This is a genomic window from Pseudomonas sp. SMV7, from assembly GCF_052041995.1.
In the GTDB taxonomy this organism is placed as follows: Bacteria; Pseudomonadota; Gammaproteobacteria; order Pseudomonadales; family Pseudomonadaceae; genus Aquipseudomonas.
Window position 1 is genome coordinate 70,543 of record NZ_JBKGGT010000002.1, and the last position, 25,088, is coordinate 95,630.

Sequence of the window (25,088 nt, forward strand, 5' to 3'; positions counted from 1 at the left end):
TCCACTGTTGTCCGGCAATAGTAAGGATTAAGAGTCTTGTAGCGTTTCGCTTGATAAGCTAGCGCAGCAGAAAGGACGATGAATTTCGGAGGCACAGATAAAAACTTCTTAGGCCTATAAAAGTGATAGTTGCCTTACGTTTAAGGGATGTCCTCGAAGCGACTAGAGCTAATCGAGTCGCGAATGCAGACGGGGCATCTTGATAAAGGTGAGTAACTGCGCTGGCAACAACCAAGCCTATACGAGTGTTAACCGGGGCAACGGGTAAGCCTGTGGGCGGCTGGCAAGCCTCAATGGGGCGGGCGGATGAGAGCGAGTTGACTCTGTAAAACAAAGTGCTATGCTTGCTGCGTTAAGTGTTGACTTTCAAGGCAGGAGGCCTAATGAAATTCAATAAGGAAGCGCTTTCTCTTCAAGGTCTTAGAGTTGTGGTTGTTGAAGATGATTGCCTGCTCCGTAGTTTGATGAGCGATATCATTCTGGAACTTGGCGCCGAATGCTTCGCTTTCAGCAATGCTGACGATGCGCTCATTGACTTATTGACTCAGAATGGCGGCTGCTCATTGATTATCGCTGATCACGGTGTGCCGGGTAGCATCAAAGGAATGGAATTTATATCCATGGCGCAGCAAAAATGGCCAGAGATTCCAGCGATTTTAGTCTCAGGTTTCGATTTAAAAGCTCACGTTTACATATCCGGTAGCGTCTATCTCAGGAAGCCGTGGACTGTCGAGGAGTTCCTGTCTGCTATTGCTTTGGCACTAGGATCGAGTCCATCTCAAGCCGGTGTAGGCTCTAGCTGAAGACTAGGGCGATGCAATCACGTGCGATCCACGTAGTGCCGTCGTTATGTTGAATGCGCCAGAGTGTCAATTTATAAGGTTAAGCAGTTATACCACGGTGCGACGGGGCCTGCTAAGCTTCCTACTCGACCACCTGTTTATTTCTATTGATGCAGCACCCAGCGACATAACTCACCGGACAGCTGGAAATTTCTCAATTTAGTTTCATACTTACAACGTCCATCATTTTTTGTGGGGTGTTTATGGCTTGTCCTGTTTGTGATGGAGACGCCGTGGTTCGCTGTATTGGTACCGGTGGCCTGCACGTATATTGCAAGCAGTGTGGTGGCTTTTTCAGAATCACTGGCACACTTGAGGCTCTTATGAAGGGGAGGACGATAAATGCCGGTGCTGCGCAGCGACTTCTATCTCAGCGTCGTGAAGCCCTTAAGATGGCAGGGGTTGGTGATGACGGTCCTAGGGACTTAGAACCAACGCTCTATGGAGGTGATTGTTCTACAATACTCATCTCTAATAAATGAGACTTAGGCGGAGTTTTCACCTCATCCATCACTATGGATTCCCGGTAATGATCGCCTGGACGTCCGGCGAGTTTTGATGGCTTCTACTTAGATCATGAACTGGCGACCGTCCTCATAGGTGTTTGTTCTAAATGATAGCTACCTACTGGTTGAAACCGTCAGCTCAGAGTCACCCACGGCAATGGAGTGCATCCATCGAAAAAAAGTCATTCGATGATTGGTCAGAGTTGAGTCGCTCCTTGCGCCCGTTCGGCTTGTGGCTTTCTCAAGAGGAATTCCTCCACCTGACGTTGGTGATGCCATAGCGCTCCGCTAGGGGCCGGCTGACCTTCTTGATTTTCTTGTCACCGCCGAAGCGGGGGATGATGCCCACCCCAGCATCGCAGCTGGCCCAATGCCAAGCTTCTTCGTTAGTCATTCTGGGATGGCGAATCACAAACGAGCGCGCCGTATTGTGCAGAGAATACTCGATGACGTAGATCTGGTCTGACATGCTTGATTCCTGAGCATGGGGTGATACAACGTCATAGATTGCTGCAAAAATGCTTGTTTTGCCATGGCCCTGTGAAAACCGGTCTAATCTTCAAAAAGCGTTTCGTTCCACCCCGGCGACGAAGGCAATCGATTCGGAGGGAGTAATGGGCATGTGGCGGCGCGGTGATGTGTTTTGGCACTGGGCAGACCCGACGCTTCATCATAGGACGTACGATGAAATCTTGGAGAACGGGTGTAATATTCAGGTTCAGGTGCGGTTGTCGCGTACTGGTGAAACTCAGTTGTTTATTGGTATCTACGCCCGAGAAGGACAATGCTTACATGAGGAGAGCCACGATCGGCTGCCCGGAAAAAACATGAGCCGGGCCTTGGTATGGGGCGTGGCCAAGGCTCGGGAGATGGCTCCCCTACTCACTGGGGGGTCACCGTTACCGTTGGCCCACGTGACCGCCGCACCGAAGACGTAGCCAAATCGCGTCGGCGAGGCGTTAGTCAACTGCATCAACCGCAGCAACGTCTAATCGCGGCACTCTCCCTCGGGTCGTTAGCCTTGCGGTAAACGTTGCCTGCTTCGGGGACGCCGATATCTCTAATTCGCGATCTGTGCGCGTTAACGCTGCATTCGCCAACCGGGTCAGCTCAACCCACTGAATGCTATTTATCTGACCTAACTGTACCCGGAGTTCAGCATCTTGCCAGGCTTCCTGGTACTGCGCTTCGCTCAAGGTTTCGGTGCGAAGAAAACGATTACGCCATGCCAGCATTGCTTCGGGGCCATTTGTGCTCATTCTCAATACCTATAAGACCCGTTTTTCGCCCCTTTGACGAAATGGCGCGGATCGTACCCCAAATCAACGAAGGCGACACAGTCAGGCGATGGCTGGACTCAACCCGGCCGTAACAGCCCGGTAATGCGCGATCGTTCGAAAGTGGCTTCGCCCAGTGCTAAATCATCACCGCCCAGCAGCGCAACGAACTGACCGAAGTCGAGACCGCCGCGCTGTGCTTCTTTGTTCAGGAGCTGCGAAACGCCTAGCGCAGTGTCGGACGCAGCCCGGCTGCCCCTGACCTATGGCGTGACGTCTGTGAGTCATGGTTGTGGCAGGAGTGGTCAGTTGGCCGGGCGCCGGTGCCCAGTGCCGGCGTAGTCAACCAGTCGTATCGGACTATGCTGGCCGTACCGGGCGCCACCGCTATCAATTCAAAAGGACAAAAGACACCGATTGCAGATTGAAACATTAAGTGGTTTGACATTACGAAACGGCCCGACGGATTGAGTCATGAAAACTAGGGCTCCACCGCCTTTTCTTAGCTTGCTCCAGCGACCCAAATGCTCGGTCATATGGCTTCTATCGATACCTCAAATATCGGTGGGATTGCAGATCGCTGGGCAGCTGTGGCTGCCTGTCAGGCTCATCCCCGTAATCGCTCGATTCCTGCCAGGATAGCTTCCGCATGCATATCCAAGGTCGTTAGAGAAGCCTGTGGGGCAAAATTGGGGCAAACCCTATGCCATTTTCATGCCAATCTATGCCAACGCATATGTCGATGCTGGAAAGCAAAAAAGGCGCTTAAGCCCAGTACTACGGGGCTTAGGAGCCTTTACATGTTGCTAGTACAGCACAATTGGGGTTTGAAACGCTAATCCTAGTCGAAGATGCCGCTTGGTCGGTTCAGCCCTCCCGGGTGGAGCGAGGTACCTTGAGCTAGATGCCGAAACCCTTTGAATAAGGCTTCGGCGCATTTCGGGTTGATGGCCCAGTCCATCCTAGCCTAGCGTCGGGTTAGAGCCAATCGAACTCCCAAGGCAACGAACGTACAGCCGACCACGCGATCCATTAAGTGCTGCAATGATCGATTTTGAGATACCGCCCCGGCGGCGCTTCCTGCTGCCAAGGCAAATATTGAGTCGGTCAAAAAGGCAACCAGAGCATAAGTCAAGCCCAAAACCAGGAACGACTCTGTTTGGTATGCTCCGTTGGGTACAACAAACTGAGGGAAGAAAGAAACAAAAAACAAAAGAACTTTTGGGTTGGTGAGCGTGGTGATGAAGCCTTTCGAGAGCAGATCTTTTAGTTGAGCGTTGGTTTTGATCTGCGGTTGTTCGACATTGGTAGCGCTTCGCTTACCGAAAGTGCCCAGGATCATTTTGGAGCCTAGGTACATAAGGTAGACCGCTCCCGCATACTTTATCGCCGAAAACATGAGTGGTGAAGCTGCAATCAAAGCGGTCAATCCCACCACGCTCGCCACCGCATGAGTACAGCTTCCCAGTGCTACGCCAGCCGCAGAAATCACTCCGGCGCGACGTCCATTAGCAACGCTCTGGCCAACGACGTAGGCCATGTCGGGCCCGGGTGTGATGGACAGGAGGAAGACAGACAAAATAAAAAGCCACAAGTTGGTAATGTCTAGCATCGATACCTCAACTCTTAGAAAAATCGCCAGATACGCGGCGCCACGGCGGGAGCGACATCCTATCTTACACACGCTGGAGGACGAAGAGTACGCGGTTGGGACAGAAGGAGGACCAGCTTTGGCGAGTGAATGGCTGACTCAGCGAAAGTGGAGGGCGCTTTTGAGGGGGGCGATGCGAAGGTAGGTGGTGTAAAAAAGGTTACGAAGTGAGAGTGGGACTCGATTGGTACCAGGGAGGCAAGGACGTCTGGTGTGGGTTTATATTGGCAATTGTTGGGCAACCCGAAAGCGATCCTGATCTTCACCGCCTTCCTGCCGCAATTCGTCTCGGTCGGCAGCGCTACCCCGGTGGGTGAGCAGTTCCTTTGGCTGGGTGGGCTGTTCCTGCTGCTGGAGTGGGCCGCCATCGCCATCTACGCAGGGCTCGGCGCGTACCTGCAGCGCTGGTTCAGCCAGCCCGGCCCGCGCCGCCTGTTCAACCGGGTCAGCGCTTCCCTGCTGGGCTGCGCCGGCCTCGGCCTGCTGGCTGCGCGCCGCTAGTGCGCATCAGTCGCGATAGAAGGTCTGCACCAGGTGGTAGCCGAACTTGCTCTTGATCGGCCCGTGCACCACGCGCAGGGGCTTCTTGAAAATCACCTGGTCGATGGCGCCGACCATCTGCCCGGGGCGGATCTCGCCCAGGTCACCGCCGCGCTTACCCGAGGGGCAGATGGAGAACTTTTTCGCGAGCACATCGAAGGCCTCGCCATTGGCGATGCGCTGCTTGAGCTTTTCGGCTTCGTCAGCGGTCTTGACCAGGATGTGGCGGGCTTGGGCTTTCATGGCGGTACCTGTGCTTCGCGGTGCAAAAAAGGGGCGCATTATGCCTGAGTCACCCTGGTTGAAGCCATTGCGCATGCCCTGTAGCGGGCGATAGCGTCAGCTCTGCAGTTCCTTGCGCTCGCGAAACTGCTCCAGCGCCTCGGGGTTGGCCAGGGCGTCGGTGTTCTTCACCGGCAGGCCATGCACCGCATTGCGTACCGCCAGCTCCACCACCTTGCCGCTGATGGTCCGCGGAATGTCATCGACCTGGGCGATCACCGCCGGCACATGGCGCGGCGTGGTGTACTGGCGGATGACCTGGCGGATCCGCTGGCGCAGGGCATCGTCCAGGTGCAGGCCATCGCGCAGGCGCACGAACAGCACCACCCGCACATCGCCGTTCCAGTCCTGGCCGATGGCCACGCTTTCCACTACCTGCTCGACCTTTTCCACCTGGCGGTAGATCTCCGCCGTGCCAATGCGCACGCCACCCGGGTTGAGCACGGCATCGGAGCGGCCATGGATCACCAGCCCGCCCCCGGCGCGCTGCTCGGCGTAGTCGCCCTGGGCCCACACCCCGGGGAACTGGCTGAAGTAAGCGTCGTGATAACGGCTGCCGTCCGGGTCATGCCAGAAGCCCAACGGCATGCATGGGAAATGGCGCGTGCACACCAGCTCGCCTTTTTCGCCCTGCACCGGCTGACCGTGCTCGTTCCACACCTCCACTGCCATACCCAGCCCCTTGCACTGGATTTCGCCACGGCGCACCGGCAGGGTCGGGTTGCCCAACACGAAGCAGGAGACTATGTCGGTGCCGCCGGACATGGAGGCCAGGCACAGGTCGGCCTTGACCTTGCGGTACACGTAATCGTAGCTGTGCGGCGACAACGGCGAGCCGGTCGACAGCAATAGCCGCAAGCGGTCGAGCTGGTGGCTTGCTGCCGGCTCCAGGCCCGCCTGCTCCAGCGCCGCCAGGTACTTGGCGCTGGTGCCGAAGACGTGGATGCCCTCGGCGTCGATCAGGTCGAGCAGGCGCTCGGGGCCCGGGTAGAAGGGCGAGCCGTCGTACAGCACCAGCGTAGCGCCCAGCGCCAGGCCGCTGGCCAGCCAGTTCCACATCATCCAGCCGCACGTGGTGTAGTAGAACAGGACCTCATCGGCCCTCAGGTCGTTGTGCAGGCCGTGCTCCTTGAGGTGCTGCAACAACACGCCACCGGCGCGGTGGACGATGCACTTGGGCACACCGGTAGTGCCACTGGAATACAGGATATACAGCGGATGGTCGAACGGCAGCGGGGTGAAGCGCGGCTCGCCGCCGGGCTGGTAGAAGTCGTCCCACAGCCTGACGCTGGCGGCCTGGAACTCGGCCGCGTGCGTACCACGGCGGGTATGGGGCACCACCACCAGGTGCTGCAGGCCGGGCAACTGCGCGCACACCTGATTGACCTTGTCCACCTGGTCGATGTCTTTCCCGGCGTACTGGTAGCCGGCGCAGGCGATCAGCAGTTTGGGCTCGATCTGGCCGAAGCGGTCGATGATGCCGTGCACACCGAACTCGGGCGACGAGCTGGACCAGACAGCGCCGAGGCTGGTGCAGGCCAGCATGGCGACCAGTGTCTGCCAGGTATTGGGCATGATGGCGGCGACCCGGTCGCCAGGGACGATGCCGGCAGCCTTGAGGGCGTTCTGCAGCCCGGCCACCTGGGCGGCCAGCTGGGCATGAGTGAACACCTGGCGTTGACCGTCTTCGCGTACGGCGACCACGGCAGGACGGTCGTCGCGACGGCGCAGCAGGTGCTCGGCGAAATTCAGGGTGGCGTCGGCAAACCACTGGGCATCGGGCATTCGCGCACCTTCGCGCAGCACCTGGCTGGGCGGGGTATGCCAGTGAACGTGGAAGTAGTCGGCGAGGGTGTGCCAGAAGGCGGCGCGCTGCTCGATGCTCCAGCGGTGCAACGCCTGGTAGTCATCAAGTTGCAGGTTGTAGCGCAGGTTGACCCAGCGGCGGAAGGCATCCATCCGGCTGGCCTCGATCTGCGCCGTGGAGGGGCGCCAGAGCACATCGTTCATGCCGAACCTCCTGCTACTGCCAGCCGAGCCTGAACCTGCTGGAGCGGCCCTGTGTCGCGATGGGCTGCGAAGCAAGGCCCGGCTTTTCAGCTTCGCAGCACAAATTGCCGGGTCTGCTTCGCAGCCCATCGCGACGCACGGCCGCTCCTGCAAGGAACGGTGTTTACTCTACTTTAGCCTTTTGCACGTCCTGCGCTGCGCTCCAGATGCGGTAGCGCACTTCGACATCCTTGGGCACATACACCACCACTGGCAGCTTGCTGTTGTAGCGCAGCATGAAGCCTTCGCCGACCACCGGCACGAAGGCCTCGGTGTGCTTGCCATCCGGGCAGGCCATCAGCGTGCTGGCCGGGCCACTGACCTGGTCCAGGCGGTAGTAGCTGTAGCCCCAGCCATCCAGGGTGCGTTCCTCCAGGCTGCCGCCCAGGCGTTGGCGGTTGCAGTCCACCTGCAAGGTCTTGCCAGCGAGGATTTCCAGTTTGTAAGCCGATTCATCGGCCTGCGCCGGCAGGTGAATGACCTGCCGGGTGAAGCCTTTTTCCGCCTCGGGGTAGGGCGCGACGTCCTTCAGGCTGGCAGCTGACGCGTGCGCGGCAGCCGCCAGGGTCAGGGCCAGGATCGCGGTCATCGGGGTTGGGCGCATAGGGCCTCCTTGCAGATAAACGAATGCAAGGCCAGCGCCAGATCCAGGCTGTCCCTCATTGGGCCAACCAGCCACCGTCGACGTTCCAGGCGGCACCGCGAACCTGGCTTGCGGCCTCGCTGCACAGGAATAGTACCAGCTCGCCCAACTGCTCGGGGGTGACGAAGGCCAGTGAGGGTTGCTTTTCAGCCAGCAGATCGTGCTGCGCTTGCAGCGGATCGCCACCGTTGGCCGCCCGATCGTCGATCTGCTTCTGCACCAGCGGGGTCAGCACCCAACCCGGGCAAAGGGCATTGCAGGTCACGTTGCTGGTGGCAGTTTCCAGGCCCACCACCTTGGTCAGGCCGACTACCCCGTGCTTGGCCGCCACATACGCCGCCTTGCCGGTCGAACCGACCAGGCCATGCACCGAGGCAACATTGATGATGCGCCCCCAGTTGCGCGCGCGCATGCCAGGCAAGGCCAGGCGGGTGCCGTGAAACACGGCCGACAGGTTGAGCGCGATGATCTTGTCCCAGCTTTCCGGCGGAAACTGCTCCACTGGCGCCACATGCTGGATGCCGGCGTTGTTGACCAGAATGTCGACGCCGCCAAAGGTCTGTTCGGCCAGGGCGAACAGCGCCTCGATCTGGGCCACGTCCGACAGGTCGGCCGGGTGGTGCACCACCTTCACCCCGTGCCGGGCGATCTCGGCTAGTGCCGCTGCCGGGTCGCCAAAGCCATTGAGCACGATGTTGGCGCCCGCGCGGGCCAGCACCTGGGCAATGCCCAGGCCGATGCCGCTGGTCGAACCGGTGACGAGTGCAGTCTTGCCGTTGAGGGTCATGCAATGCTCCTTAGACGATGCCGGTGGCGTAGAAGGTGGTGATGACCACGAATACCGCCAGGGTCTTGATCAGGGTAATACCGAAAATGTCCTTGTAGGCCTCGCGGTGGGTCAGCCCGGTCACCGCCAGCAAGGTGATGACTGCGCCATTGTGCGGCAGGGTGTCCATGCCGCCGCTGGCCATCGCCGCTACCCGGTGCAGCACTTCCAGCGGTATGTTGGCGGCATTGGCCGCGGCGATGAAACTGTCGCCCATGGCCGCCAGGGCAATGCTCATGCCGCCCGAGGCAGACCCAGTGATGCCGGCCAGCAAGGTCACGGTGATGGCCTCGTTGACCAGCGGGTTGGGGATGCCGCGCAGGGCGTCGGCCAGTACCAGGAAGCCCGGCAGCGAGGCGATCACCGCACCAAAACCGTATTCCGAGGCGGTGTTCATGGCCGCCAGCAAGGCGCCGGCCACGGCACTTTTGCTGCCCTCGGCCAGGCGCGCGCGAATGGCGCCGAAGGCACACACCAGAACCATCAGGATGCCCACCAGCAAGGCCGCCTGCACTGCCCAGATCGCCGTGAGCTTGGCCACGTCGCTTTGCACCGGCGCGCTCATGCCGGGCAGCTGCAGGCTGTGGCTGGGGCCGTACCATTGCGGGATCCAGTGGGTGAAGAGCAGGTTCATCACGCCCACCAGCAGCAGCGGCGACAAGGCCAGCCAGGGGTTGGGCAAGGCCAGGTCGGCGGCGGTTTCCGGTTCGTTGCGCAAGTTGCTGCCGTAGCCTTCACCGGCACGTTGCGCCTTGTTGCGCTGGCGTTGCAGGTAGGCCATGCCCGCACAGAACACGAACAGCGTGCCGATCAGGCCCAGCCAGGGCGCGGCCCAGGCGGTGGTGTTGAAGAAGGTGCTGGGGATGATGTTCTGGATCTGCGGGGTGCCGGGCAGGGCGTCCATGGTGAACGAGAATGCGCCCAGGGCGATAGTGGCCGGAATCAGCCGTTTGGGGATGTTGCTCTGGCGGAACATCTCGGCAGCGAACGGGTACACCGCGAACACCACCACGAACAGCGACACACCGCCGTAGGTGAGCAGGGCGCAGACCAGCACGATCACCAGCATGGCCTGGCGGGTGCCAAGCACGCGGATCGCCGCGGCGACGATCGAACGGGAGAAGCCTGACAGCTCGATCAGCTTGCCGAACACCGCCCCCAGCAGGAACACCGGGAAATAGAGTTTGATGAAGCCGACCATCTTCTCCATGAACACCCCGGTGAATGCGGGCGCCACGGCGGACGGGTCGGTGAGCAGCACGGCGCCGAGGGCGGCGATCGGGGCGAAAAGGATTACGCTATAGCCACGGTAGGCGGCGAGCATCAGCAGGGCCAAGGCGGCGAGGGCGATGAGCACGGTCATCGGGGTAGGTCTCCTGGGTGAGTCTTGTTTTTATCGGTGAACAGGAGATAGCGGGAATCGTGCCAGTTTTTAACTTGTTGATTTATATGAGCATTTTGTTTTCCTGTGGATTTTTGTCTCTGACTTGAGATTTTTGGGGCCGCTTTGCGGCCCTATCGCGACACAAGGCCGCTCCCACAGGATATCGCACACCTTCTGTGGGAGCGGCCTTGTGTCGCGATCGAGGGCGAAGCCCTCGCAGCAATCTCAAATCAGAAACATCAGTCTCCAATTTGAGACGAAAGCCCCAGCGCCACCATCTTCTTGTACAAGGTCGACCGCCCCAGCCCCAACGCCGCCGCGGCCTCTGGCACATTTCCCTCATGCTCAGCCAATGCCCCGGCAATCAACTTGCGCTCGAACTCCGCGCAGGCTTCGCGGTAGCTCTGCCGCACTGGCGCAGCCGCCACCGGGCTCAACGGCCCCAATGCCGCGCGCAAATCCGCTACCCCCAGCCGCGGCTGATCCGCCAGCAGCGTGGCCCGTTCCAGCACATTGCGCAGCTCGCGGATGTTCCCCGGCCACGCATGCCGCGCCAACAGCTGCTGTGCTTCAGGCTCCAGCTCATATTGGCTGCCCAGCTCGCTGAGGATGGCTTCGCACAGCGCTGGCAGGTCTTCCAGCCGTTGGCGCAGCGGCTGCACCTCGATCGGCAGTACGTTGAGCCGGTAATACAGGTCGGCGCGGAACGCACCGCGGGCGATGGCCGCCTGCAGGTCGATCGAGGTGGCGGCAATGATGCGCACGTCGCTGCGCAGCATCTGGTTCGAGCCTACCGGTTCGTACTCCTTCTCCTGCAGCACGCGCAGCAGCTTGCTCTGCAGCGCCAGCGGCATGTCGCCGATCTCGTCGAGAAACAGCGTGCCGCCTTCGGCCAGTTGCAGCTTGCCGCTGCGGCCCTTGCGGTCGGCCCCGGTGAAGGCGCCAGGGGCAGTACCGAAGAATTCGGCCTCCAGCAGCGTCTCGGGGATCGCGGCGCTGTTGACGCTGACGAAGGCCTTGTGCGCACGCGCCGACGCTGCGTGAATGGCGTGGGCGAGCAGTTCCTTGCCGGTACCGGTTTCGCCCAGCAGCAATACCGGCGAATCACTGCTTGCGCCACGCCGGGCGCGGCGCTTGGCCTCCAGGCTGGCGGCGCTGCTGCCGACGAACTGGGCGAAGCTGTATTTGGCCTGGCGGGCACGCAGCTGCGAGCGGGTCGAGGCCAGCTCCTGCTGCATGCTGGAATAGCGCTTGAGCAGGGGTGACAAGCTGCGCAGCTGGTCGAACAGGGCAAAACCAATGGCGCCGATGAGGCTGCCCTGGTCGTCGTGGATCGGCAGGCGCATCACCACCAGCGGCTCGTTCGGGGTGTCGAGCATGTCCAGCAGGATCGGCCGGCCATGGGTCACCACTTCACGCATCAGGCTACCGGGGATCACCGCCTCGCACGGCCGGCCGATGGCGCCGGCGGCATCGGCCAGGCCGAAACGCCGGGCATAGCGTTCGTTCATCCAGACAATGCGCGCCTGACGGTCGACGATCACCGTGCCTTCGCTGGACTGCTCGATGATCTCGAACAGCGAACGGATCGCCAGTTGCCGAACCTGGGGGTAGTCCTTGAGGCTGTCGCTGTCGTGCATGGGTCAAATTCCAAATCATGTAGGAGCAGGCCTGGCCTACCCCCTGGGGTCGAACGCCTCGCGCAAGGCATCGCCGATAAACACCAGCAGCGACAGGATCAGCGCCAGTGCAAAGAACGCGGTAAAGCCCAGCCACGGCGCCTCCAGATGCTGTTTGCCCTGGGTCACCAGCTCACCCAGCGAAGCGCTCCCGGCCGGCATGCCGAAACCAAGGAAGTCCAGTGCAGTCAGGGTGGTGATCGCGCCGGTCAGCATGAACGGTATGTAAGTGAGCGTGGCGTTCATCGCATTGGGCAGGATGTGCCGCAGCATCACCTGGCTGTCCGGCAACCCCAGTGCCCGGGCCGCCTGCACGTACTCCAGGTTGCGCCCTCGCAGGAACTCGGCACGCACCACATCGACCAGGGTCAGCCAGGAAAACAGCGCCATGATCCCCAGCAACCACCAGAAGTCCGGTTCGACAAAGCCGCTGAGGATGATCAGCAGGTACAGCACCGGCAGCCCCGACCAAACCTCCAGCAGGCGCTGGCCGAGCAAGTCGACCCAGCCGCCGTGGTAGCCCTGCAGGGCGCCGGCCGCCACGCCGATGAGTACGCTGACCACGGTCAGGGCAAAGGCGAACAGCAACGATACCCGGGTGCCATACAGTACCCGGGCCAGCACGTCGCGGCCCTGGTCGTCGGTGCCCAGCCAGTTGCTGGCGCTGGGCGGGCTGGGCGTGGGCACCTGCAAATCGTAGTTGGGCGTATCGGCACTGAACGGGATCGGCGCGAACAGCATCCAGCCGCCCTGGTCGGCGATCAGCTGGCGCACGTAGGCGCTGCGGTAGTCCGGCTGGAACGGCAGCTGGCCGCCGAACTGCTGCTCGCTGTAACGCTTGAGCGCGGGCACGTACAGTTCGCCCTGGTAGCCCAGCAGCAACGGCTTGTCGTTGGCCACCAGCTCGGCACACAGGCTCACCAGCAGCAGGCAGGCGAACAACCACAGCGACACCCAGCCAAGGCGGTTGCGGCGAAAGCGCTGCAGGCGACGGCGCGCGACCGGTGACAGCATCAGTGCGCCCTCGTGTCGAAGTCGATGCGCGGGTCGAGCAGGGTATACGACAGGTCGCCGACCAGGCGGATCAACAGGCCCGCCAGGGTAAAGATGAACAGCGTGCCGAACACCACCGGGTAGTCTCGCGACACTGCCGCTTCATAGCTCATGCGGCCCAGGCCATCGAGCGAGAAGATCACCTCGATCAGCAACGAGCCGGCGAAGAACACCGTGATCAGCGCCTGCGGCAACCCGGCCACCACCAGCAGCATGGCGTTGCGCAATACGTGGCCATACAGCACCCGGCGCTCACTCAGGCCCTTGGCCCGGGCGGTAACCACGTATTGCCGGGAGATCTCGTCGAGGAAGGCATTCTTGGTCAGCAGGGTGAGGGTGGCGAAGCCGCCGATGACCAGCGCGCCGACCGGCAGCACCAGGTGCCAGAAGTAATCGGCGACCTGGCCCAGCAGGCTGAGTTCGTCGAAGTTGTCCGAGACCAGGCCACGCACCGGGAACCAGTTGAGCGAGGTGCCGCCAGCGAACACCACGATCAGCAGCAGGGCGAACAGGAACGAGGGCAGGGCGTAGCCGACCACGATCAGCGCGCTGCTCCAGGCATCGAAGCGGCTGCCATGGCGTACCGCCTTGCGGATGCCCAGCGGGATCGAGACCAGGTAGGTGATCAGCGTGGCCCACAAGCCCAGCGACAGGGTAACCGGCAGTTTGTCGAGGATCAGCTCGGTGACCTTGGCGCCACGGAAGAAGCTGTTGCCGAAGTCCAGCCGGGCGTATTGGCCGAGCATCAGCCACAAGCGCTCGGCGGCGCTCTTGTCGAAGCCGTACTGGCGCTTGATCTCTTCGATCAGCTTCGGGTCCAGGCCACGGCTGGCGCGGGACTCGCCATGCACCACCTCGGCCCGGGCACCGGGCGCACCGGCGCCCAGCCCCTGCAGGCGCGCCACGGCCTGTTCCACCGGGCCGCCCGGCGCCGCCTGGACGATGGCGAAGTTGACCAGCAGGATCGCCAGCAGGGTCGGAATGATCAGCAACAAGCGGCGCAGGATGTAACCGGTCATGGCGAAGCCTTCAGGCGCTCGGCCATCTGCGCATTGGTCAGCGCGCTGGGGCTGACCTCCCACCAGGTGTCCAGGCCTTCGTCATAGGCAGCCTGGACCTTGGGCCGGCCGAAGCGGTTCCACCACACGGTGGAGCTGCCAGGCGGGTAGTAGTTGGGGATCCAGTAGTAGTTCCATTGCAGCACCCGGTCCAGGGCGCGGGCATGCTGCAGCATGTCGGCCTGGGTGGCAGCGCGCACCAGGCCGTCGACCAGATGGTCCACGGCAGGGTCCTGCAGCACCATCAGGTTGTTCGAGCCGGGGTCGTGGGCCGCTGCCGAGCCAAAGTAGTTGTACAGCTCGGCGCCGGGCGACAGGGTGACCGGGTAGCCGGTCACGATCATGTCGTAGTCGCGGGCCATCAGGCGGTTGACGTATTGGGCCGAGTCGACGTTGCGGATGTTCAGTGTCACGCCGATCTGCGCCAGGTTGCGCTTCCACGGCAGGAGCAGGCGCTCCATGCCTGCCTGGCCGTTGAGGAAGGTGAATGCCAACGGCGTGCCCTGGCTGTCGACCAGGCGATCGCCCTGCGGGCGCCAGCCGGCCTGTTCGAGCAGGGCCAGGGCCTGCAACTGTTGTTGGCGGATGATCCCCGAGCCATCGCTGACCGGCGCGCTGAACACACGGCTGAAGACTTCGTCCGGCACCTGGCCACGCAACGGTTCGAGCAGTTTCAGCTCACCGGCATCAGGCAACTGGCGCGCAGCCAGCGGGGTGTTGGAAAACACACTCTGCTGGCGGATGTACAGGTTGCGCATCATCTGCCGGTTGCTCCATTCGAAATCCCACAGCATGCCCAGTGCCTGGCGCACCCGGCGGTCCTTGAACTGCGCTTGGTCAAGGTTGAACACGAAGCCCTGGGCAACCTGCGGCTTGGCCGGGCCCAGATGGGCACGCTGCAGGCGCCCGTCATCCAGTTGCGCGCCGGCATAGCCCAAGGTGTAGGCGGTGGCGGAGAACTCGCGGTTGTAGTCGTAGCCGCCGCCCTTGAGCACCTGCCGCGCCACTTCGGTGTCGCCGAAGTACTCGATGCGCAGCTTGTCGAAATTGTAGCGGCCACGGCTGGGCGGCAGGTCCCGTGCCCACCAGCTGGGGTCACGCTCGAAGGTGATGCTGCGGCCGTTGTCGATGCGCCCGATACGGTATGGCCCGCTGCCGACCGGTTTGTCGAAGCCGGCGCCATTGGCGAAATCGCGCTGCTGCCAGTCGTGCTCGGGCAGCACCGGCAGGCTGGCGAGGTCCAGCGCCAGGGTACGACCGTGCCCGGGTTTGAAGTCGAAACGCACACGCCGTGGGCTTTCCACGGCCACCCCGGCAACGTCGGCAAACTGGGTGCGGTACCTGAGGCTACCCTTGCTCATCAGCAGCTCGAAGGTGAAGCGCACGTCTTCGGCGCGCACCGGCTTGCCATCGGCGAAGGTGGCGCGCGGGTCGATGTCGAAACGCAGCCAGGCGTCATCCGGGCCGCGCTCCATGCGCTGGGCAATCAGGCCATAGACGGTATAGGGTTCGTCGAAGGAACGCATGGCCAGTGGCGCGTAGAGCAGGCCATCGACCTCGCTGACGCCGATGCCTTTGTCGATGTACGGCAGGATATGGTCGAACTGGCCGATCTCGATGGCCGAACGGCGCAGGATGCCACCCTTGGGAGCGTCGGGGTTGACGTAGTCGAAGTGCTGGAAGCTGGCGTTGTAACGGGGCGCTTCGCCGTAGACGGTGAGGGCGTGGGTGGGGGCAGCGTGGGCTTCGAAGGCCAGGCAAAGCAGGAACACACAATACAACCCCTGCAAGAGCGGGTTTGCCCACGAATGCGGCCATGCAGGCAACCCGGTTGCCTGAACTGACGCGTTCGCGGGTGAACCCGCTTCCACAGGGACCTTCACCGGTGCTGAGGGCTCAGTCCTGGCGGCTGGTCACTTCCAGCAGGTGGTAGCCGAACTGAGTCTTCACCGGACCTTGCACGGTATTGACCGGGGCGCTGAACACCACGGTGTCGAACTCCTTGACCATCTGGCCCGGGCCGAACGAGCCCAGGTCGCCGCCCTGGCGGCTGGACGGGCAGGTGGAGTTGGCCTTGGCGATTTCAGCGAAGTCGGCACCCGCTTCGATCTGGGCTTTCAGTTCGTTGCATTTCTCTTCGCTGCTGACCAGGATGTGGCGGGCGGTTGCACGGGCCATGGGTACTGCTCCTTGGGCTAAAAGAGGCAAGCCTAGCGCACTTGTCCGGCGTCTGTCTCGCCAGCCGTGCATGCGGCCTGGCGGAGTTTTTCCGCGGCCTGGCACAACAGGGTTTCGGTCGACGCCCAGCCCAGGCAACCGTCGGTGATCGACACACCGTATTTCAGTGGCCCCTTGCCCAGCGCCTGGCAGCCATCGAACAGGTGGCCCTCGATCATTACCCCGACGATCGAGCGGTCGCCGGCCAGGCGCTGCGCCAGCACGTCGCTGAACACGGCGGGTTGGCGCGCCGGGTCCTTGCCGCTGTTGGCGTGGCTGCAATCGACCATGATGCGCGCCTGCAGCCCGGCCTTGGCCAGCGCCTGGCGGGCCATGGCGATGCTCTCTGCATCATGGTTGGGGCCCTTGTGGCCACCCCGAAGGACCAGGTGGGTATCCGGGTTGCCCAGGGTCTCGATGATGGCCGGGTAGCCCTGCGCATCCATGCCGAAGTGGCGGTGCGGGTGGGCGGCGCTGCGCATGGCGTCGCTGGCGATGGCGATGCCGCCGTCGGTGCCGTTCTTGAAGCCTACCGGCAGTTCCAGGCCACTGACCATCTCGCGGTGGATCTGCGATTCGGTGGTGCGCGCGCCAATCGCGGCCCAGGCCAGCAGGTCATCGAAATAGCCGGCGGCCATCGGTTGCAACAGCTCGGTGGCAATCGGCAGGCCGCGTTCGAGCATGTTCAGCATCAGCCCGCGGGACAGGGCGATGCCGGCGTGCATGTCGTCGCTACCGTCGAGGTGCGGGTCATAGGCCAGGCCTTTCCAGCCGACCGTGGTACGCGGTTTTTCGACATAGGCACGCATGACCAGCAGCAACTGGTCGCCAACTGCGCGGCTGAGGCCGGCCAGGCGGTCGGCGTATTCCAGGGCCGAGCGCGGGTCATGGATCGAGCATGGGCCGACGATTACCAGCAGGCGCGGGTCGTGGCCGTCGAGGATGTCGCGGATGGCCTGGCGCTGGGCATGGACTTGCTGGGCCAGTTCGCTCGACAGCGGCATTTGCTGCTTGAGCAGGTGCGGGCTGGGCAGACGCTGGCTGACGGTGGTGTTGGCCGCTTGCGGCTGGGTCAGGGGCAGGGCGAGGCTGGAAGCTTGCATGGCGTTTTTTCCCTGGGCGGACGGCGGGTCGTGGCCCGCGCTGTCGGCCCTATCGAGGTGTTCGACAGATCGTTGAATGAGTATTGGCTGCTGCATTGCCACCTGTGGAAGACCGAACGGAGGCGGCAGGCTGGCCCGAACGGGATTGGCTAAATCGCCAGGCGTAGCTGTTGGCGGAGTAATAAGTGGTGTAGTTCATGAATCGGTCCTCAATGTGCATCGGTGTCGGGCAAAGGCCTGAAAAGCAAAACCCCCGGTCGGGAGGCCGACCGGGGGTTTGAGTATGCTCATGTTCGGCGGCCCCTCGAAGGTGGGCGCCGCGTGGGTATCGGCGCCTAGTGGCTAAACCAATACCCGAAGTAATAGCTGGCAGCTGCCATGCAGCCGGCAACGGCCAGCACAGGGCGCAGGTTGCGACCGGTGTGGTTGGCGTGGTTGCGGGTGTGTTTCGGCATGTTGCTCTCCAGTGAATGAGCCCGAGCTTACTTCAGTTCGGCCAGGCCATTCAATGAGTAAATGCTATCGCGGCGATCATGTGTTCTTGTACTGCCTGGTTCAATGCCCGTAGCGCCCGACCAGGCTCTGCGCGCCCAGCGCATGGCCTTGCAGCAACTGCAGCAGGCCGGTGCGGTCCAGGCCTTCGGGCAAGGTGCCTGGTGGCAGGTCGGTGGCGATCAGGGTCAATACGTAGTGGTGCGGGTTGTCGCCGGCAGGCGGGCAGGGGCCCCGGTAGCTGAGCGTGCCGCGCGAATTGCGCCCCACCGTAACGCGTTGCCCGGTGAGGCCGGCGGCGCCTTCCTTCAGCCCATCCTGGTCAGGGTGGATGTTGTAGACCAGCCAGTGGACCACACCGAGGCCCTTGCCGCCGTCCGGGTCGAACAGGATCAGGGCCAGCGACTGCGTACCCGCGGGCAGGTTGTCCCAGCTCAGTTGCGGGCTGCGCTCTTCGCCCGCGCCGCAGGCCGGGTCCAGGCCAACCTGCGGCAAGGCGATGATGCCGCCGTCGGTAAACGATGAGGAACTGATCGACAGCGCGCCTTGGCCAGCCGCGATAGCCAGGGGACTACACGCTAGCACGGCAGCCAGCAGCCAGGGTGTGAGGTGCATGGCGAATCCTCGCTGGGGCATTTCGGCGCAGTGTAGCCCAGCGCTGCCTCAACGGCTGTCCTGGTCCTCGGCATTGCCACCGGTATGGCCCGCGCCGGAGCCTGTGGCTTCACCGGTGCTGTTGGAGCCGCCAGCGGCACCGTCGGCGGCATCGCTGTTGCTGCCGGTGTCGCTGCTGTCGTTGTCCGTGCTGCTGCCCGGGCTGTTGACGCTGCTGCCTTCACCGGCGGTCTTGCCACCGCTCTGGTCGGCTTGCGGACGGGTGTCGGTAGTGGTGCTCTCGCCAGCGGCGAAACTGGTACCGGCCAGCGTGGCCAGGGCCAGGGCGAGGGACAGCGAAAGGGGACGAATGCGGATCATGGCAACACTCCTGGGCAGATGATCTGTCATTCGTTTGGCCGAGGAGGAGGGGCGCGGTGCCTTTGGCGCGACGAGTGGTAACTATGTAGCACCTGTGAGATCGAGCGCCGCCCGCGCGGCGCTCGATCTCATAGGCAACGAAGATCTTCAGGCAAACACATCAAGCCCCAGTCCTCCACACGTTTCCAGCGACGCTCTCCGGGGCTGCGTAGCAGCCCCTACGTTCAGTGGCTTGCACTGCGGCCGCTGGGCACAGGCTCGGTGGGGGCCAGCGGTGGGTGCTCCTGCGCTGCATGCATCAGGTCTTCAGTCACCCGCAACTCGGCACCGGTCGGCGAGAAGGTGGTCGAAGCGGTGAACGGCGCCGGATGCTCTGCCGCCGGGCGCTTGCCACGGCGCCACATGAAGAAGCACACCATGGCCAGGTTGACCACGGCGAACGCCCAGAACAGGCCGGGCTCGCCGAATTCGGTCATCATCGGCGAGATCGCCACCGGCGCCATGGCCGACCCCAGCGAGTTGATCAGCAACAGGCCCTGGATCATCGGCACCAGCGCATCGGACGGCGCGCGGTCGGCCGCATGGCTGACCGCCACCGGGTACAGGGTGAACACGCCGCCACCCAGCAGGAACAACATGGCCGGCAGCAGGACCGAGTCCGATGGCAGGAACACCGTCAGCAGCGACAGCAGCAGGCACAACGCTGCCAGGGCGATCAGGACATCCTGGCGGTCCTTGCGGTCGGACCAGCGCCCGACCGGGTATTGCAGCAGCATGGCCCCGAGGATTACCCAGGCCATCATGTTGCCGACCTCACCCACATCCAGGCCGATGCGTTGCAGGTACAGCGGCAGCAGGGTGTAGATGGCGGCAATCGCCACACCCGAACCAAAGCAGCCGACCAGGCCCGACGGTGCCACGCCCAGCAACTGCCGCGGCTTGAGCGGCTCGACCTGGTCCAGCAGGGGCGACACCCGTGGCAGGATCACGATCGGCAGCACCGACAGCGCCGCCAGCACGCCGGCCAGCATGAACGGCGCGGTGTCACCCAGGTGGGTGATTTCACCCAGGCCGGCCTGGGCAATCACCCCGGCACCGTAGAAGGCGATCATGTACAGCGCCAGCAGACGACCACGGATCTTGGCGTCACCGGCCAGCAACAACCAGCTCTCGATCACCAGGAACACGCCCACCGCCGCCCAGCCGTTGACCAGGCGCAGCAGCGACCACCAGGTGACTTCGTAGAACAGGCCTTGCAGCAGGATGGTCGCCGCGATCAGCGCGGCGAAGCTGGTGTAGGCGCGGATATGGCCGATACGCAGGATCAGCCGGTCGTTGAAGATGGCACCCAGGGTCAGGCCGATGAAGTAGGTCGACGAGACCACCCCGATGGTGGTGGCCGATTCGCCGGCAGCGCCCAGGCGCAGGGTGGTAAGGGAAGACATGAAGCCGTTGCCCAGGGCAATGATGAACAGCCCGAGCAGGGGCGCCAGCGCCATGGCCAGCAAACGCGGAGACATAGGTACCTCGAGTGGGGTCGGCCCGCCACGGCGACGGGCGAAAAGGACGCGCGATTCTAAGGGCTTGGGCGGTTTTGCCCAAGGGGGCCAGGCATGCGACGAGACGCCGCAGTCTGCGGCATAATGCGGCCCCATCCCCAAGGAAGGCAGGCCCCATGTTCGCCTCACTGTTCGCAGTCCTGGCCCCGGTGTTCATCGTTGCCGGTATCGGCTATGCCTGGGCCCGCAAGGGCCTGGACTACCCCACCGAATTCATCGCCCGGGTGGTGATGACCATCGGCACCCCGGCGTTGGTGCTGTCCACCCTCAGCCGTAGCGAACTGCAGCCGCAAGCCTTCGCCAGCATGGCCATGGCCTGCCTGCTGTGCACCCTGGGCATGGCCCTGGCCGGCTGGCTGGTATGCCGCGCCACCGGCCGACACTGGCGGGTGCTGTTGCCGGCGTTCATGTTTCCCAACACCGGCAACATGGGCCTGCCCATCAGCCTGTATGCCTTCGGCGAACATGGCCTGGCCCTGGCCGTGGCGTTCTTCCTGACCCTGTCGATCGTGCAGTTCACCCTGGGCATGGCCATTTCCGGGACTGCCGCGTCGTTCCAGGCGTTGCTGCGCAACCCCATCGTGATCAGCCTGGCCGGCGCCATGCCGATCATCTTTCTCGACTTCGAACTGCCGCGCTGGCTGGCCAATACCGCCAACCTGCTGGGCGGCATGACCATCCCGCTGATGTTGCTGACCCTGGGTGTGTCGCTGGCCAGCATTCGCCTGCGCCAGGTCGGCAGCGGCATGCTGCTGGGCGGCTTGCGCATTGGCCTGGGCGCCGCGGTGGGCTGGGCGGTGGGCGTGGTGTTGGCCATGGACAGCCTGGAACGCGCGGTACTGATGGTGCAATCGGCGATGCCCGTGGCGGTGTTCAATTACCTGATGGCGGTGCGCGCCAAGCGTGAGCCAGAGCAGGTGGCAAACCTGGTGATGTGCTCGACCGTGCTGTCGTTTGCCTGGTTGCCGGTGGTGCTGGCCTGGTGGATGTAGGCCGGCACCGGCCGCTGCGCGGGCCTGCTTGCGCAGCGCCCGGTGCAGGGTTTACAGGGCCTTGGCAAGAAACGGCGCGGTCCTGCTTTGCCTGCACTGCGCCACCCTGTGCGGTGTCCCGCTGACCACCACCTGGCCCCCGGCGTCCCCGGCTCCCGGCCCGATGTCGATCACCCAGTCACTTTGCGCCACCACGCGCATGTCATGTTCCACCACCACCACGCTGTGCCCGCCATCAACCAGACGGTTCAGTTGTACCAGCAGCCGGTCGATGTCCTGTGGGTGCAAACCGTTGGTGGGCTCGTCCAGCACATACAGTGTCGCGCCACGGGCCATGCGTTGCAGCTCGGTGGCCAGCTTGATGCGCTGTGCCTCGCCGCCGGACAGTTCGGTGGCTGGCTGGCCCAGGCGCAGGTAGCCCAGGCCGATGTCCTGCAGCACCTGCAGGCAGCGCCGTGCCGGTGGTTGTTCGGCGAACACCTGCAGGGCCTGGTCGACGGTCAGCTGCAGTACCTGGGCGATGTTCATGCCTTGCCAGGTCACGGCCAGGGTCTCGGGGTTGTAGCGGGCACCCTGGCAGGTCGGGCAAGGCGCGTAGACACTGGGCATGAACAGCAATTCGACACTGACGAAGCCTTCGCCCTCGCAGTTGGCGCAACGGCCCTTGGCCACGTTGAAGGAAAAGCGCCCGGCATCGAAGCCTTGGGCCCTGGCCTGCTCGGTGGCAGCGAACAGCTTGCGCACCGCGTCGAACAGGCCGGTATAGGTGGCCAGGTTGGAGCGCGGCGTGCGGCCGATCGGCTTCTGGTCGACCTGAACCAGGCGCTTGATGCTGCCAAGCCCGGCGCTCACCTGGCCGCTACTGACCTGTTCGGGATCGTCCTCCAGGCTCTGCTCCTCGGGCTCGTTGCGCGTCTCGGCGTGGCCCAGGTGGGCACCCACCAGTTCCAGCAGGGCCTGGCTGACCAGGCTGGACTTGCCCGAGCCGGAAATGCCGGTGACGGCAGTGAAACAGCCCAACGGGAATGCGGCGCTGAGGTTGTGCAGGTTATTGCGGGTGATGCCTTCGAGCTTCAGCCAGTCGCAGGCCTGGCGTGGCGCGCGCGTGGTTTGCGCCGGTGCGTTGAACAGGTAGCGGCGGGTACAGGACTGTTCGACCCGGGCCAGGCCTGCGGGCGGCCCGCTGTAGAGAATGGTCCCGCCATGCTCGCCGGCAGCCGGCCCTACGTCCACCAGCCAATCGGCACGGCGCATGGTGTCCAGGTCATGCTCCACCACATACACCGAGTTGCCGGCCTGCTTCAGGCGTTGCAGCGCGGCGAACAGGGCCTCGCTGTCGGCCGGGTGCAGGCCGGCGGATGGCTCATCGAGCACGTAGACGACGCCGAACAGCTGTGAATTCAACTGGGTCGCCAGGCGCAGGCGCTGCAGCTCGCCGGAAGACAGGCTTGGGGTACTACGCTCCAGGGCCAGGTAGCCCAGGCCCAGTTCCAGCAGGGTGTCGATGCGTTCGAGCAGTTCGTGGGCGATACGTTGCGCGGCCAGGCGTTTTTCCAGGCTCGGCGCGTCGTGCTGTTGCGCCAGGTAGTCCGCCGCTGCCACCTTGCGCAACAGCTCGGCCAGCGCCTGCAGCGGAAGCTGCGACAGCTCGGCGATGTCCAGGCCGGCGAAGGTCACCTGCAGCGCCTCGCGCTTCAAGCGCTTGCCCTGGCACAGCGGGCAGGGGCTGGGGCGCATGAAGCGGGCCACGCGCTTGCGCATCTGTGCGCTCTGCGAGTGCATGAAGGTGTGCAGCACATAGCGTCGCGCGCCCATGAACGTGCCCTGGTAGCTGGGTTCCTGCTTGCGCTTGAGCGCCGCGCGGGTCTGGGCCGGGGTCAGGCCGGCATACACGGGCGCGGTGGGGGTTTCCTCGGTGAACAGGATCCAGTCACGCTGCGCCTGCGGCAGGTCGCGCCAGGGGATGTCGACGTCATAGCCCAGGGTCACCAGGATGTCGCGCAGGTTCTGCCCTTGCCAGGCCATCGGCCACGCCGCCACCGCACGTTCGCGGATGGTCAGCGACGGGTCGGGGACCATGCTCGCTTCGCTCACTTCGTAGACCCGGCCCATGCCGTGGCATTGCGCGCAGGCGCCCTGGGGCGTGTTCGGCGAGAAATCCTCGGCATACAGCATGGCCTGGCCAGCCGGGTAGTGGCCGGCGCGGGAATAGAGCATGCGGATCGAACTGGACAGGGTGGTCACGCTGCCCACCGAGGAACGCGCACTTGGCGTGCCGCGTTGTTGCTGCAAGGCCACTGCTGGCGGCAGGCCTTCGATGGCATCCACGTCCGGCACCCCCACCTGGTCGATCAGGCGGCGGGCATAGGGCGCCACCGATTCGAAATAGCGGCGCTGCGCCTCGGCGTACAGGGTCGAGAAGGCCAGCGAGGACTTGCCCGAACCGGATACGCCGGTAAACACCACCAGCGCGTCGCGGGGGATATCGACATCGATATTCTTGAGGTTGTGCTCGCGGGCGCCACGGACACGGATGAAACCGGTGGGGGTGGTTGGCTGTGGCGGCATCGGGGCGGTCCTCGGCGGTTGGGAGCGCTCACGGTAGCAGTTTCCCAATCGGTTCCGCAGCGTGGAACCACATTCAATTGTGCTCCCGCCTCACACGCGCAAACCTGTCGTCCAGCACGACCTGCCTCGACCGTCGTGACCTCAAGGCAAACAACAAGAACGGGAAACCACCCGCGCAAGGAGACTCTGCATGTCCCGACATCAGCACATCCTGGCCTGGCTGAACGATGTGGCCAGCGACCTTCAGGCTATCCGTCACGATATCCACGCCCACCCGGAACTGGGCTTCGAAGAAAACCGCACCGCGGCGCTGGTCGCCCGGTTGCTCGAGAGCTGGGGTTATGAAGTGCACACCGGCATCGGCAAGACCGGCGTGGTCGGCGTGCTGCGCCATGGCAGCAGCCCACGCCGCCTGGGCCTGCGCGCCGACATGGACGCGCTGCCCATCGACGAGGCCAGCGGCGCCACGTACAGCAGCCAGCACCAGGGCTGCATGCACGCCTGCGGCCATGATGGGCATACCACCATGCTGCTGGGCGCCGCGCGCTACCTGGCGGCAACCCGGCAGTTCGACGGCACGCTGACGCTGATTTTCCAGCCGGCCGAGGAGGGCCAGGGCGGCGCCGAGGCGATGCTGGCCGATGGTTTGCTGGAGCGCTTTCCTTGCGATGCACTGTTCGGCATGCACAACATGCCTGGGCTGCCAGCCGGGCACCTGGGCTTTCGCGAAGGGCCGATGATGGCCTCGCAAGACCTGCTTGCGGTGACCTTGGACGGGGTTGGTGGCCATGGCTCGATGCCGCACCTGACCGTCGACCCGCTGGTGGCGGCGGCCAGTGTGGTGATGGCACTGCAAACCGTGGTGGCCCGCAATATCGATGCGCAGGAGGCGGCCGTGGTTACCGTCGGCGCCTTGCAGGCCGGCGAAGCGGCCAACGTGATCCCGCAGCAGGCGCTGCTGCGCCTGAGCCTGCGCGCGCTGAACGCCGAGGTACGGACGCAGACCCTGGAGCGGGTGCAGGCCATTATCGTCTGCCAGGCCGAGAGCTTTGGCTGCCGCGCCACCATCGAACATCGCCCGGCCTACCCGGTGCTGGTCAACCATGCGGCGGAAAATGCCTTTGCCACCCAGGTCGGGGTGGAATTGCTGGGCGCCGAGGCCGTGGATGGCAACACCCGCAAGCTGATGGGCAGTGAAGACTTCGCCTGGATGCTGCAACGCTGCCCGGGCGCCTACCTGTTCATCGGCAATGGCGTAGCGCGGCCGATGGTGCACAACCCGGCCTATGACTTCAACGACGACATCCTGCTGACCGGTGCCGCCTACTGGGGCGCGCTGGCAGAGCGCTGGCTCGCGCCCGCCTGAGCGTTGCTTTTGAGACTGCCGCTGGA

General features: G+C 63.5%; 21 protein-coding genes and 1 pseudogene. 5 read left to right on the forward strand and 17 right to left on the reverse strand.

Annotation, left to right across the window (positions count from 1 at the left end; genetic code table 11):
• The first annotated feature begins 383 nt into the window (after positions 1-383).
• Complete coding sequence (locus ACLEJP_RS03305) at positions 384-803, forward strand: response regulator (RefSeq protein ID WP_440804506.1); 420 nt, start codon at positions 384-386, stop codon at positions 801-803.
• Between the two features lie 786 nt (positions 804-1,589).
• Here the strand turns inward: ACLEJP_RS03305 and ACLEJP_RS03310 are convergent.
• Positions 1,590-1,817 carry a DUF6555 family protein gene (locus ACLEJP_RS03310; protein WP_440804507.1) on the reverse strand — a complete coding sequence of 76 codons (228 nt, stop codon included), beginning with the start codon at positions 1,815-1,817 and terminating at the stop codon, positions 1,590-1,592.
• Positions 1,818-1,968: 151 nt separating this feature from the next.
• On the opposite strand from ACLEJP_RS03310, the gene ACLEJP_RS03315 reads away from it, so the two are divergent.
• Complete coding sequence (locus ACLEJP_RS03315; protein WP_440804508.1) at positions 1,969-2,286, forward strand: hypothetical protein; 318 nt, start codon at positions 1,969-1,971, stop codon at positions 2,284-2,286.
• 1,306 nt (positions 2,287-3,592) lie between these two features.
• Here ACLEJP_RS03315 and ACLEJP_RS03320 read toward each other — a convergent pair.
• Positions 3,593-4,237 (reverse strand): LysE family translocator, encoded by a 645-nt coding sequence (locus ACLEJP_RS03320; RefSeq protein WP_440804509.1) that lies wholly within the window; start codon positions 4,235-4,237, stop codon positions 3,593-3,595.
• A 261-nt stretch (positions 4,238-4,498) separates the two neighbouring features.
• Here ACLEJP_RS03320 and ACLEJP_RS03325 point away from each other — a divergent pair.
• Positions 4,499-4,777: pseudogene (locus tag ACLEJP_RS03325) on the forward strand (LysE family transporter); the annotation flags it as partial.
• Positions 4,778-4,783: 6 nt separating this feature from the next.
• On the opposite strand, the gene ACLEJP_RS03330 reads toward ACLEJP_RS03325, so the two are convergent.
• The 14 genes from ACLEJP_RS03330 to ACLEJP_RS03395 all read right to left on the reverse strand — a co-directional run bounded on the left by ACLEJP_RS03330 (position 4,784) and on the right by ACLEJP_RS03395 (position 20,097).
• Positions 4,784-5,059, reverse strand: a complete 276-nt coding sequence (locus ACLEJP_RS03330) for a peptidylprolyl isomerase (RefSeq protein WP_016715601.1) — start codon at positions 5,057-5,059, stop codon at positions 4,784-4,786.
• Between the two features lie 96 nt (positions 5,060-5,155).
• Positions 5,156-7,108, reverse strand: a complete 1,953-nt coding sequence (locus ACLEJP_RS03335) for an acetoacetate--CoA ligase (protein ID WP_440804510.1) — start codon at positions 7,106-7,108, stop codon at positions 5,156-5,158.
• Positions 7,109-7,271: 163 nt separating this feature from the next.
• Positions 7,272-7,751 (reverse strand): serine protease inhibitor ecotin, encoded by a 480-nt coding sequence (eco, locus tag ACLEJP_RS03340; RefSeq protein ID WP_440804511.1) that lies wholly within the window; start codon positions 7,749-7,751, stop codon positions 7,272-7,274.
• Positions 7,752-7,806: 55 nt separating this feature from the next.
• Positions 7,807-8,577 carry a 3-hydroxybutyrate dehydrogenase gene (hbdH, locus tag ACLEJP_RS03345; RefSeq protein ID WP_440804512.1) on the reverse strand — a complete coding sequence of 257 codons (771 nt, stop codon included), beginning with the start codon at positions 8,575-8,577 and terminating at the stop codon, positions 7,807-7,809.
• A gap of 10 nt (positions 8,578-8,587) precedes the next feature.
• Positions 8,588-9,979, reverse strand: a complete 1,392-nt coding sequence (locus ACLEJP_RS03350) for a GntP family permease (RefSeq protein WP_440804513.1) — start codon at positions 9,977-9,979, stop codon at positions 8,588-8,590.
• Positions 9,980-10,239: 260 nt separating this feature from the next.
• Positions 10,240-11,640: a sigma-54 interaction domain-containing protein gene (locus ACLEJP_RS03355; protein WP_440804514.1), complete on the reverse strand. Its 1,401-nt coding sequence runs from the start codon at positions 11,638-11,640 to the stop codon at positions 10,240-10,242.
• A gap of 36 nt (positions 11,641-11,676) precedes the next feature.
• A complete protein-coding gene (locus ACLEJP_RS03360; protein ID WP_440804515.1) occupies positions 11,677-12,693 on the reverse strand; it encodes an ABC transporter permease in 1,017 nt (338 codons plus the stop codon).
• Positions 12,693-13,751 (reverse strand): microcin C ABC transporter permease YejB, encoded by a 1,059-nt coding sequence (locus tag ACLEJP_RS03365; RefSeq protein ID WP_440804516.1) that lies wholly within the window; start codon positions 13,749-13,751, stop codon positions 12,693-12,695. The genes ACLEJP_RS03360 and ACLEJP_RS03365 overlap by 1 nt, the downstream gene beginning before the upstream one ends.
• Positions 13,748-15,673: an extracellular solute-binding protein gene (locus ACLEJP_RS03370; protein ID WP_440804517.1), complete on the reverse strand. Its 1,926-nt coding sequence runs from the start codon at positions 15,671-15,673 to the stop codon at positions 13,748-13,750. The genes ACLEJP_RS03365 and ACLEJP_RS03370 overlap by 4 nt, the downstream gene beginning before the upstream one ends.
• A 13-nt stretch (positions 15,674-15,686) precedes the next feature.
• Positions 15,687-15,968 (reverse strand): peptidylprolyl isomerase, encoded by a 282-nt coding sequence (locus tag ACLEJP_RS03375; RefSeq protein WP_003258780.1) that lies wholly within the window; start codon positions 15,966-15,968, stop codon positions 15,687-15,689.
• A gap of 32 nt (positions 15,969-16,000) precedes the next feature.
• Positions 16,001-17,110 (reverse strand): 3-deoxy-7-phosphoheptulonate synthase, encoded by a 1,110-nt coding sequence (locus tag ACLEJP_RS03380; RefSeq protein ID WP_440804518.1) that lies wholly within the window; start codon positions 17,108-17,110, stop codon positions 16,001-16,003.
• Positions 17,111-17,665: 555 nt separating this feature from the next.
• On the reverse strand, positions 17,666-18,217 hold the full coding sequence (locus ACLEJP_RS03385) for a YbhB/YbcL family Raf kinase inhibitor-like protein (protein WP_440804519.1): 552 nt from the start codon (positions 18,215-18,217) through the stop codon (positions 17,666-17,668).
• A gap of 48 nt (positions 18,218-18,265) precedes the next feature.
• Positions 18,266-18,577 (reverse strand): hypothetical protein, encoded by a 312-nt coding sequence (locus tag ACLEJP_RS03390; protein WP_440804520.1) that lies wholly within the window; start codon positions 18,575-18,577, stop codon positions 18,266-18,268.
• Positions 18,578-18,801: 224 nt separating this feature from the next.
• Positions 18,802-20,097 (reverse strand): MFS transporter, encoded by a 1,296-nt coding sequence (locus tag ACLEJP_RS03395; RefSeq protein WP_440804521.1) that lies wholly within the window; start codon positions 20,095-20,097, stop codon positions 18,802-18,804.
• A gap of 155 nt (positions 20,098-20,252) precedes the next feature.
• On the opposite strand from ACLEJP_RS03395, the gene ACLEJP_RS03400 reads away from it, so the two are divergent.
• Positions 20,253-21,128 carry an AEC family transporter gene (locus ACLEJP_RS03400; RefSeq protein WP_440804522.1) on the forward strand — a complete coding sequence of 292 codons (876 nt, stop codon included), beginning with the start codon at positions 20,253-20,255 and terminating at the stop codon, positions 21,126-21,128.
• A 51-nt stretch (positions 21,129-21,179) separates the two neighbouring features.
• On the opposite strand, the gene ACLEJP_RS03405 is transcribed toward ACLEJP_RS03400, so the two are convergent.
• Entirely contained in the window at positions 21,180-23,696 is a 2,517-nt protein-coding gene (locus ACLEJP_RS03405) for an excinuclease ABC subunit A (protein WP_440804523.1), read from the reverse strand.
• Between the two features lie 190 nt (positions 23,697-23,886).
• Between ACLEJP_RS03405 and ACLEJP_RS03410 the strand changes: the two genes are divergently transcribed.
• Positions 23,887-25,062: a M20 aminoacylase family protein gene (locus ACLEJP_RS03410; protein ID WP_440804524.1), complete on the forward strand. Its 1,176-nt coding sequence runs from the start codon at positions 23,887-23,889 to the stop codon at positions 25,060-25,062.
• Positions 25,063-25,088 lie beyond the last annotated feature (26 nt).

Coding starts and splice junctions, on each gene's coding strand:
- ACLEJP_RS03305 (WP_440804506.1), top strand. CDS start 384: ATGAAATTCAATAAGGAAGCGCTTTCTCTTCAAGGTCTTAGAGTTGTG.
- ACLEJP_RS03310 (WP_440804507.1), bottom strand. CDS start 1,817: ATGTCAGACCAGATCTACGTCATCGAGTATTCTCTGCACAATACGGCG.
- ACLEJP_RS03315 (WP_440804508.1), top strand. CDS start 1,969: ATGTGGCGGCGCGGTGATGTGTTTTGGCACTGGGCAGACCCGACGCTT.
- ACLEJP_RS03320 (WP_440804509.1), bottom strand. CDS start 4,237: ATGCTAGACATTACCAACTTGTGGCTTTTTATTTTGTCTGTCTTCCTC.
- ACLEJP_RS03330 (WP_016715601.1), bottom strand. CDS start 5,059: ATGAAAGCCCAAGCCCGCCACATCCTGGTCAAGACCGCTGACGAAGCC.
- ACLEJP_RS03335 (WP_440804510.1), bottom strand. CDS start 7,108: ATGAACGATGTGCTCTGGCGCCCCTCCACGGCGCAGATCGAGGCCAGC.
- eco (WP_440804511.1), bottom strand. CDS start 7,751: ATGCGCCCAACCCCGATGACCGCGATCCTGGCCCTGACCCTGGCGGCT.
- hbdH (WP_440804512.1), bottom strand. CDS start 8,577: ATGACCCTCAACGGCAAGACTGCACTCGTCACCGGTTCGACCAGCGGC.
- ACLEJP_RS03350 (WP_440804513.1), bottom strand. CDS start 9,979: ATGACCGTGCTCATCGCCCTCGCCGCCTTGGCCCTGCTGATGCTCGCC.
- ACLEJP_RS03355 (WP_440804514.1), bottom strand. CDS start 11,640: ATGCACGACAGCGACAGCCTCAAGGACTACCCCCAGGTTCGGCAACTG.
- ACLEJP_RS03360 (WP_440804515.1), bottom strand. CDS start 12,693: ATGCTGTCACCGGTCGCGCGCCGTCGCCTGCAGCGCTTTCGCCGCAAC.
- ACLEJP_RS03365 (WP_440804516.1), bottom strand. CDS start 13,751: ATGACCGGTTACATCCTGCGCCGCTTGTTGCTGATCATTCCGACCCTG.
- ACLEJP_RS03375 (WP_003258780.1), bottom strand. CDS start 15,968: ATGGCCCGTGCAACCGCCCGCCACATCCTGGTCAGCAGCGAAGAGAAA.
- ACLEJP_RS03380 (WP_440804518.1), bottom strand. CDS start 17,110: ATGCAAGCTTCCAGCCTCGCCCTGCCCCTGACCCAGCCGCAAGCGGCC.
- ACLEJP_RS03385 (WP_440804519.1), bottom strand. CDS start 18,217: ATGCACCTCACACCCTGGCTGCTGGCTGCCGTGCTAGCGTGTAGTCCC.
- ACLEJP_RS03390 (WP_440804520.1), bottom strand. CDS start 18,577: ATGATCCGCATTCGTCCCCTTTCGCTGTCCCTCGCCCTGGCCCTGGCC.
- ACLEJP_RS03395 (WP_440804521.1), bottom strand. CDS start 20,097: ATGTCTCCGCGTTTGCTGGCCATGGCGCTGGCGCCCCTGCTCGGGCTG.
- ACLEJP_RS03400 (WP_440804522.1), top strand. CDS start 20,253: ATGTTCGCCTCACTGTTCGCAGTCCTGGCCCCGGTGTTCATCGTTGCC.
- ACLEJP_RS03405 (WP_440804523.1), bottom strand. CDS start 23,696: ATGCCGCCACAGCCAACCACCCCCACCGGTTTCATCCGTGTCCGTGGC.
- ACLEJP_RS03410 (WP_440804524.1), top strand. CDS start 23,887: ATGTCCCGACATCAGCACATCCTGGCCTGGCTGAACGATGTGGCCAGC.